Here is an 8,169-nt window from a genome sequence, read left to right as displayed (position 1 = left end):
CCGCGCCGCCACGCGGGCGGCGGCGCGGCTCACCGGCCACTCGGGCGCGCCGTCCCTGACGGCCACCAGCACCGGCGAGGGCCGTACGAGGGCGACGCCGAGGATCACTCCAGCTCGCGTCCTTCGGTCTCCGGCAGCGGCACGGCCAGCAGCGCCGTGGCCACCATGAACGCGTTGATGATCAGCATGGTAGCGGTGAACCCGGTGGCGTGGGCCAGCAGCGCCCCCACCGCCGACGGCGCGACCGTGGTGGCCACGAGCTGCGCGGCCGTGGCCCACGAGTAGCCGGTGCCGCGCAGGGCGGTCGGGTAGAACTCGCCGTTCCAGGTGTTCCAGACGCCCCAGGCGCCGAGGCTGAAGAACGACAGCACGAAGTTGCCGAGGTACAGGCCGGTGGTCGAGGAGGCGGTGGCGAACCAGAGCCCGCCCAGCAGCGCCGCCACGACGTAGACGAGGAACACCTTCTTGCGGCCGAACCGGCCGGTCAGCAGGGAGGCGCTCACGTACCCGGGGATCATCATCAGCGCGCTCAGCGCCGCGAAGCCGAGCGAGGCCGACAGCGTCAGGCCCTTCTGCTGCAGCAGCGTCGGCAGCCACGTCTGCAGGCCCCAGTAGCCCCAGTTGAAGACGAAGTTCAGCAGCAGCATGACCACGGTGATCCGGGCCAGCCCGCCCCGGAACAGGTCCAGCGGCCTTCCCACCCGCTCGCTCGCCACGGTGAAACTGGCTTCGGCGTCGGGGCTGCTCAGCGTGCGCAGCACCGCGCGCGCCTCCTCCTGGCGGCCCCGGGCGGCCAGCCAGTACGGCGACTCCGGCACCCATGCCCGGATCGCGAACGCCCACAGCCCCGCCGCCGCGCTGGCGATCACCACGACGTGCCAGCCCAGGCCGCCCAGCGTCGTCGACGCCCCGATCGCGGCCAGCATGCCGATCGGCCACCCGATCGACAGGTAGACCGCCGCCCGCCCGCGCGAGCGGGTCGGCAGCAGCTCCAGGAAGTAGGGAAAGGTGATCGTGTAGACGCCGGCCAGCGCCAGCCCGGAGGCCACCCGCAGCGTCACCAGCACCGTCATGTTCGGCGCGAACGCCGAGGCGAGCGCGATCACCCCGTACGCCAGCAGAGACCAGAACGCGACCGGCTTGCGACCGACGCGGTCGGCCACCGGCCCCCACACCAGCACGCCGGGGATCATGCCGAAGGCGACCGCCGACAGCACGACGCCGACCCCGGCCTCGTCGATCCCGAAGGCGGTGCCGAGGTCGCCGGAGACGTAGACCAGGGCGAGCTGCTCCCACGACTCGATGACGAACGCGATGAACAGCGCGAGCGCGATGAGCACGTGCCTGCGGGTGAACGGCATCCGATCGAATGCCGCGCCGATGGGGATCGTTCGGGAGTCGACGGCGGTCATGGAAGCTCCTCGGAGGGGGCGCTGAATATGGCCGCACCATAAAGCCGCCCTCGTCCGGCGGCCCTGTGCATGCCGCACTGGCGGGCCGCACGATCTGTGCGGCCCGCCCTGCGTCAGGGGTGGGCGGCGTAATAAGGGCCCCGGGGGAACCGCCGCGGGCGCGTAGATCAAGACTCGATCCACCGCCGCAGCATGGTCGTGGCCAGGATCATGGCCGCCTTGCAGGCGTTCGTGTCGCGCAGCTTGTCGAGCATGACGAAGTCGTGCACGATGCCGGCCATCCGCACCGCCGTCACGTCGTTGCCCAGCTCGCGCAGCCGCGCCGCGTACAGCTCGCCCTCGTCGCGCAGCACGTCCGCCTCGCCCGTGATGATCAGCGCGGGCGGCAGGCCGCGCAGCTCCTCCGACCGGGCCCGCAGCGGCGAGGCGTGACTCTCGCCCCGCTGGGAGGACTCGGGGGTGTACTGGTCCCAGAACCACTTCATGCCGTCGCGGTTGAGGTAGTAGCCGGAGGCGAACTGCCGGTAGGACTCGGTGTCGAAGCTCGCGTCCGTGACCGGGTAGAACAGGCACTGCCCGCGCAGCTGCACGAAATCGAGCTTCCTGGCCATCATGGCCAGCACGGTCGCCATGTTGCCGCCGACCGAGTCCCCGCACACCGCCATCCGCGCCGGGTCCAGGTCCTTCTCCTTGCCGTGCTCCGACACCCAGCGGGCCGCGACGTAGTTCTGCTGGATCTGCGTGGGGTACTTCGCCTCGGGAGCGCGGTCGTACTCGGGGAAGACGACGGCGGCGCCGCAGCGCACGGACAGCTCCCGCACCAGCCGGTCGTGGGTGTGGGCGGAGCCGAACACCCAGCCCGCGCCGTGGATGAAGAAGATGACCGGCATGGTCCCCGTGGCGCCCTTGGGCCTGACGATCCGGACCGGCACCAGGCCGGTCGGGCCGCCCTGGACCTGGATCCACTCCTCGTCGATCTCCGGCCTGGGCACGTTCGGGTCCGACTGGAGCCGCTCCAGCGCCTCGCGACCGTCCTCGGGCGGCAGCTCGTAGATGAACGGGCGCCGGGCGGTGGCGTCCGCGAACTCCTGCGCCGCCGGCTCCAGGACGACCCGCTTGATCATTGTGGTCACGATGGCCCCCCGGTGAATGTCACACCGAGGGATTTGTGCCTATTCGCACCTCCAGACCACCGCCCAGAATCGTCAAATTCCCCCCAAAATGGTCACTCCCGTTGCAGCTCGTGCGCCAGCTCCTCCAGCTCCGCCCCGCCCGCCATGAGCGCGGTCAGCTCCTGCGTGGTGATGTCGGCCTTGCCGTACTCGCCCACACTGGCGCCCCGGTTGAGCAGCAGGAACCGGTCGCCCACCGGGTAGGCGTGGTGGGGGTTGTGGGTGATGAAGACCACGCCGAGCCCCCGGTCGCGGGCCCTGGCGATGTACCGCAGCACCACCCCGGCCTGCTTGACCCCCAGCGCGGAGGTGGGCTCGTCGAGGATGAGGACGCGGGCGCCGAAGTAGACGGCCCTGGCGATGGCCACCGACTGCCGCTCGCCGCCGGACAGCGTGCCGACCGGCTGGTCCACGTCGCGGATGTCGATGCCCATGGCCCGCAGCTCCTCGCGGGCGACCTTCCTGGCCTTGGCCACGTCGAAGGCCAGGCCCTTCTTCGGCTCCGAGCCGAGGAAGAAGTTCCGCCAGACCGACATGAGCGGGATCATCGCCAGGTCCTGGTAGACGGTCGCGATGCCGCGGTCGAGCGCGTCGCGGGGGCTGGCGAAGCGCACCTCCTGGCCGTCCACCAGCAGCGAGCCGGCGTCGTGCTGGTGCACCCCGGCGAGGATCTTGATGAGCGTGGACTTGCCGGCGCCGTTGTCGCCGAGCACGCAGGTCACCTCGCCGGCCCGCACGCCCATCGACACCTCGCGCAGCGCCAGCACCGACCCGAACGTCTTGCCGATGCCCCTGGTCTCCAGAATCAATGCTTCACCTCCTCGGCGTACCGCCTGACCAGGCGGTTGGCCAGCGTCGCCAGCAGCAGCATCGCTCCCAGGAAGAACTTGAACCAGTCGGCGTTCCAGCCCAGGAACACGATGCCCTTGTCGGCCATGCCGAAGATGACCGCGCCGATGGCCGCCCCGATCGCGGAGCCGTACCCGCCGGTGAGCAGGCAGCCGCCGATGACGGCGGCGATGATGTAGATGAACTCCTGCCCGATGCCGATGTTGGCCTGCACGGAGGTGTAGCGCAGCGCGAGGATCGAGCCGACCAGCCAGGCGGCGAACGCCGTCGTCATGAACAGGGCGATCTTCGTACGGGCGGCGGCCACGCCGACCGCGCGGGCGGCCTGCTCGTTGCCGCCCACCGCGAAGATCCAGTTTCCGGCCTTGGAACGCATGAGCACCCAGGTGGCCACGGCGGTCACCAGGATCCACCACAGGATCGCCACCCGGAACGAGGTCCCGCCGATCTGGATCGTCCCGGCGAGGATCGCGTTCGCGGCCTCGAAGCCGGAGGCCCGGCGCAGGCCGCTGACCTGCACCGTCCCGGTGATGGCCTTGGTGACGCCGAGGTTGAGGCCCTGCAGCATGAGGAACGTGCCCAGCGTGACGATGAAGCTGGGCAGCCTGGTCCTGGTGACGACCAGGCCGTTGGCCAGCCCGATGGCCAGCGCCACGACCAGCCCGACGAGCATCGCCGCCCACACGCTGAACCCGTAGCGGGTGGCCAGCGTGACCAGGATCAGCCCGCTCGTGCCGGTCAGCACGCCGGCCGACAGGTCGAACTCGCCGCCGATCATGAGCAGCGCGACCGCGACGGCCATGATGCCGAGCGTGGCGGCCGGGTCGAGCCAGTTCGCGATGCCGTCCAGGGACCGGAACACCGGCGACTGGGAGGCGAAGAACACGAACACCACGACCAGCCCGACCACCGCGCCCAGCTCGGGCCGGATCAGCAGCCGGCGGGCCAGACCGACGTCGGCGACCCGCTCGTCGGCCGCCAGGGTCATCGCGTGCCCGCCTCGGCCAGCTTGGCCACCTGCTCGGCGTTGTCCTTGGTCACGAAGCCCGGCCCGGTGTTGACGGGCAGGCCGCCGCCGACGGTGTTGAGGTTGTTCTTGTACAGGTTGAGGAACGTGATCGGCAGGTAGCCCTGCAGGTACTGCTGCTGGTCCACGGCGAACAGGATCTCCCCGTCCTTGATCGCGCTCACCACGTCGCCCGACAGGTCGAACGTGGCCAGCTTGGCCGGCGAGCCCGAGTCCTTGATGGCGTCCCTGGCGGCGATCGCGACGGCCGGGTTGAGCGCGAGCACGCCGTTGACCTGCTTGTCCGACTGGAGCTTGGCGGTGACCTTGGAGGTGACGTCGGCCAGGTTGCCCACGTCGACCTGCAGCCGCTCGACCGTGCCGCCCAGCGTCTGCTCGGCGCCCTTGCAGCGCTGGTCGAGGCCGACGTTGCCGGCCTCGTGGATGACGCACAGCAGCTTGGTGACGCCGGCGGCCTTGAGCTGCTCGCCCGCGCCGCGCCCGGCCACGTCCTCCGACTGGCCGACGTGCGTGATCGCGCCGAACGCCTTGGAGGAGTCGGCGCCCGAGTTGATGGTGACCACCGGGATCTTCGCCGCGACGGCCTTGCCGATGGCCTCCTTGAGCGCGTCGGGGTTGGCCATGGAGACCACGATGCCGTCCACCTTCTCGGAGACGGCCTGGTCGATGAGCTGTGACTGTTTGGCGGGGTCGCCGTCACCCTGGTAGGTGACCTTCACTCCGTACTGTTTGCCCGCGGCCTCCGCTCCGTTCTTGACCACGTCCCAGAAGGAGTCGCCGGCGCCTCCGTGGGTGATGACGGCGAAGCTGGCGCTCGCGGCGGCCGGAGCTGCGGCGGAGCTCGCTGCGGGAGCGCTCTGCGCGCTCTGCCCTCCGGAGGAGGAGCAGCCGCTCACGGCGAGCGCGCCCAGCAGGGCCAGCACGATCGGGGTACGTCTCACAGGACACCTCCAAGACCAACGGGCTCGCCCTGGTTCTACCTCAATATCATTTCTATGTATAGACATACGGACTTGTCCACACTAGAACGGAATCTTACGTTCCGATATACTGGCGGGTATGACGAGCGCACCCATGAGCGGCCGCAAGGCGCAGGCCGCCCGCAACGACGAGTTGATCCTGCAGGCGGCCCGGGCGGTCTTCACCGCCGACCCCGGCGCCCCCATCGCGGCCGTGGCCGAGAAGGCGGGCGTCGGGATCAGCGCGCTCTACCGCCGTTACCCCAGCAAGGAGGCGCTGCTGCAGAAGCTGTGCGGCGACGGTCTCCAGCTCTACAGCGAGGTGACCGAGCGGTCGCTGGCCCAGGAAGGCGACCCGTGGGAGGCGTTCGCCGCCTACCTGCGCGGCATCGTGGACGCCGACACCAACTCCCTGACGATCAAGCTGGCCGGCACGTTCACGCCGACCGAGGAGCTGGGCCGCGCCGCGTTCCGGGCCTCGTCCCTGGCCGTCGAGGCGCACCGCCGCGCCGTGGAGGCCGGCGTGCTGCGGCCGGACGTGACCACGGCGGACATCGCGCTGCTGTTCGAGCAGCTGGCCTCGATCAAGCTCGGCGACGAGGAGCGCACCGCGCAGCTGCGCCACCGCTACCTGGCGCTCGTGATGGACTCGCTGCGGGTGCCGCCGGCGCACCGGGAGCTGCCGGGCCCACCCCCCGTGGACGAGGAGCTGTCGGTGCGCTGGTACCCGTCCTAACCCTCCTGGTCGGCCAGGCGGCTCGCCAGCGCCACGGTGCGGCGGGCCCGGGCGACGATGGGGGCGTCCACGAAGCGGCCGTCGGGTAGCGCGACCGCGCCGAGGCCCGCTCGCTCGGCCTGCTCGGCCGCCTCGACGATCTCCGCGGCCCTGGCCGTCTCCTCCTCCGAGGGGCGGAACGCCCGCCTGATCACGGGGATCTGGCGGGGGTGGATGGCGGTCCTGCCGAACATGCCGAGCCCGCGGCCCGCCAGGCAGGAGGCCAGCAGGCCGGCCTCGTCCTTGACGTTCGGGTAGACGGCCATGGGCACCGGCGGCAGGCCGGCCGCCGCCGCGGCGAGCACCACCTGGAGCCGCAGGTGGTCCATGGCCCGCTCATCGGTGATGGCCAGCTCGGCGGACAGGTCCTGCTCGCCGAGCGCCACGCCGGCGACCTTCGGGTGCGCCGCGATCTCGCGCGCCGCGACGATCCCGGCCGCCGACTCCAGCAGCGCGTACGCCGGAGCGCCGGTGACCGCGTCGAGCACGGCCACGGACTCGACCTTGGGCAGCCGCACGGCGTCGGCGAGCTCCCCGACGGCCTCGAGGTCGGCCAGCCCCCGCCCGGTGGTCAGGTCGTTGACCCGCACGTGCACCCGTGTCTCCCCCTTGGCGTCCCCGCGGGCGCGCAGGTAGGCGACGGCGTTGGCGCGGGCCTCGTCCTTGCGGGCGGGCACGACCGCGTCCTCGAGGTCGATGATGACGACGTCCGCCCCGGAGGCGACGGCCTTGTCGAAGCGCTCGGGCCGGTCGCCGGGCACGTACAGCCAGGTGACGTTCACGCGATCACGCCCTCTTCGCGCAGGGCGGCGATCGCCTCGCCGGTGTAGTCGAGCTCCGCGAGCACCTCGTCGGTGTCGCGTCCGAGCCGCCGTCCCGGCCAGCGGATCTCGCCGGGCGTGTCCGACAGGCGGAACAGCACGTTCTGCAGGGTGACCTTGCCGAGCTCCTCGTCCGGCACCTCCACGAACGTCTCCAGCGCCGCGTACTGCGGGTCCTCGGCGATGTCGGAGACGTCGTAGATGGGCGCGATCGCGGCCTGCGCCTCCTCGAAGCGGGCGATGACCTCGTCGGCGTCCCGCTCGGCGATCCAGGACGCGACGGCCTCGTCCAGCTCGTCCACGTGCCGCACACGCCCGGCGCCGCTGGCGAACCACGGCTGCTCCACCAGGTCGGGCCGCCCCACCAGGGCGACCACCCGCTCGGCGACGGGCTGGGCGCTGGTGGAGATGGCCAGCCACCGCCCGTCCCGGGTCCGGTACGTGTTGCGCGGCGCGTTGCTGCTGGACCGGTTGCCGGTGCGGCGCGGCACGACGCCCAGCGCCTTGTACGCCGTCATCTGCGGCCCCAGGATGCCCAGGATCGGCTCGATGATCGCCAGGTCGATGACCTGCCCCCGCCCGCTCTGCTCCCTGGCGCGCAGGGCCACCATGATCGCGTACGACATGGCCAGGCCCGCGATGCCGTCGGCGAGGGCCAGCGGAGGCAGCGTGGGCGGCCCGTCGGGCTGCCCGGTCATGGCCGCGAACCCGCTCATCGCCTCGGCCAGCGTCCCGAACCCCGGCTGCTTGGCCATCGGCCCGAACTGCCCGAACCCGGTCATCCGCGCCACGATCAGCCGCGGGTTGAGCTCGAGCAGGTCTTCGGGGGCGAGGTTCCAGCGTTCGAGGGTGCCGGGACGGAAGTTCTCGATCAGCACGTCGGACCGCTCGGCCAGGCGGCGCAGGATCCCCTGGCCGTCGGGGTGCGACAGGTCCACGGCCGCCGTGCGCTTGTTGCGCGAGAGCGTCTTCCACCACAGCCCCACGCCGTCCACGGACGCGCCGTGCCCGCGCGAGGGGTCGCCGCGCCGGGGGTGCTCGATCTTGATCACGTCGGCGCCGAAGTCGCCCAGCATCATCGCGGCGGAGGGACCGGCGAACAGGGTCGCCGCGTCGATGACCCGAAGGTCTGCGAGGCTCGTCATAGGTATGTA

General features: G+C 71.4%; 8 protein-coding genes. 1 reads left to right on the top strand and 7 read right to left on the bottom strand.

Annotated features, from left to right (window positions below):
• Nucleotides 1-104: 104 nt before the first annotated feature.
• From ACWDX9_RS35115 to ACWDX9_RS35095, 5 genes are all read right to left on the bottom strand, one after another.
• Nucleotides 105-1,412: an MFS transporter gene (locus ACWDX9_RS35115; RefSeq protein WP_449961660.1), complete on the bottom strand. Its 1,308-nt coding sequence runs from the start codon at nucleotides 1,410-1,412 to the stop codon at nucleotides 105-107.
• A gap of 167 nt (nucleotides 1,413-1,579) precedes the next feature.
• The gene (locus tag ACWDX9_RS35110) at nucleotides 1,580-2,536 is read right to left on the bottom strand and encodes an alpha/beta hydrolase (protein ID WP_449961657.1); all 957 of its coding nucleotides are present in this window, start codon (nucleotides 2,534-2,536) and stop codon (nucleotides 1,580-1,582) included.
• Between the two features lie 101 nt (nucleotides 2,537-2,637).
• Complete coding sequence (locus ACWDX9_RS35105; RefSeq protein ID WP_355200916.1) at nucleotides 2,638-3,393, bottom strand: ATP-binding cassette domain-containing protein; 756 nt, start codon at nucleotides 3,391-3,393, stop codon at nucleotides 2,638-2,640.
• On the bottom strand, nucleotides 3,390-4,421 hold the full coding sequence (locus ACWDX9_RS35100) for an ABC transporter permease (RefSeq protein WP_364256734.1): 1,032 nt from the start codon (nucleotides 4,419-4,421) through the stop codon (nucleotides 3,390-3,392). The genes ACWDX9_RS35105 and ACWDX9_RS35100 overlap by 4 nt, the downstream gene beginning before the upstream one ends.
• On the bottom strand, nucleotides 4,418-5,401 hold the full coding sequence (locus tag ACWDX9_RS35095) for a sugar ABC transporter substrate-binding protein (protein WP_449961654.1): 984 nt from the start codon (nucleotides 5,399-5,401) through the stop codon (nucleotides 4,418-4,420). The genes ACWDX9_RS35100 and ACWDX9_RS35095 overlap by 4 nt, the downstream gene beginning before the upstream one ends.
• Nucleotides 5,402-5,519: 118 nt before the next feature.
• Between ACWDX9_RS35095 and ACWDX9_RS35090 the strand changes: the two genes are divergently transcribed.
• A complete protein-coding gene (locus ACWDX9_RS35090; RefSeq protein ID WP_449961651.1) occupies nucleotides 5,520-6,155 on the top strand; it encodes a TetR/AcrR family transcriptional regulator in 636 nt (211 codons plus the stop codon).
• Here ACWDX9_RS35090 and ACWDX9_RS35085 read toward each other — a convergent pair.
• Together ACWDX9_RS35085 and ACWDX9_RS35080 are read right to left on the bottom strand one after the other, a co-directional pair.
• The gene (locus ACWDX9_RS35085; RefSeq protein WP_449961648.1) at nucleotides 6,152-6,976 is read right to left on the bottom strand and encodes an HpcH/HpaI aldolase/citrate lyase family protein; all 825 of its coding nucleotides are present in this window, start codon (nucleotides 6,974-6,976) and stop codon (nucleotides 6,152-6,154) included. The genes ACWDX9_RS35090 and ACWDX9_RS35085 overlap by 4 nt on opposite strands.
• Nucleotides 6,973-8,160: a CaiB/BaiF CoA transferase family protein gene (locus tag ACWDX9_RS35080; RefSeq protein WP_449961645.1), complete on the bottom strand. Its 1,188-nt coding sequence runs from the start codon at nucleotides 8,158-8,160 to the stop codon at nucleotides 6,973-6,975. Before ACWDX9_RS35080 ends, ACWDX9_RS35085 begins: the two co-directional genes overlap by 4 nt.
• Between the last annotated feature and the right edge of the window lie 9 nt (nucleotides 8,161-8,169).

It is taken from the genome of Nonomuraea sp. NPDC003201, assembly GCF_053590415.1.
The sequence above is the reverse complement of the archived record's forward strand: the minus strand, read 5'-3'. Positions and strand labels throughout refer to the sequence as shown.

Bases quoted from the DNA above. Each gene is read 5' to 3' on its own strand.
- ACWDX9_RS35115 (WP_449961660.1), bottom strand. From the start codon at position 1,412: ATGACCGCCGTCGACTCCCGAACGATCCCCATCGGCGCGGCATTCGAT.
- ACWDX9_RS35110 (WP_449961657.1), bottom strand. From the start codon at position 2,536: ATGATCAAGCGGGTCGTCCTGGAGCCGGCGGCGCAGGAGTTCGCGGAC.
- ACWDX9_RS35100 (WP_364256734.1), bottom strand. From the start codon at position 4,421: ATGACCCTGGCGGCCGACGAGCGGGTCGCCGACGTCGGTCTGGCCCGC.
- ACWDX9_RS35090 (WP_449961651.1), top strand. From the start codon at position 5,520: ATGACGAGCGCACCCATGAGCGGCCGCAAGGCGCAGGCCGCCCGCAAC.
- ACWDX9_RS35080 (WP_449961645.1), bottom strand. From the start codon at position 8,160: ATGACGAGCCTCGCAGACCTTCGGGTCATCGACGCGGCGACCCTGTTC.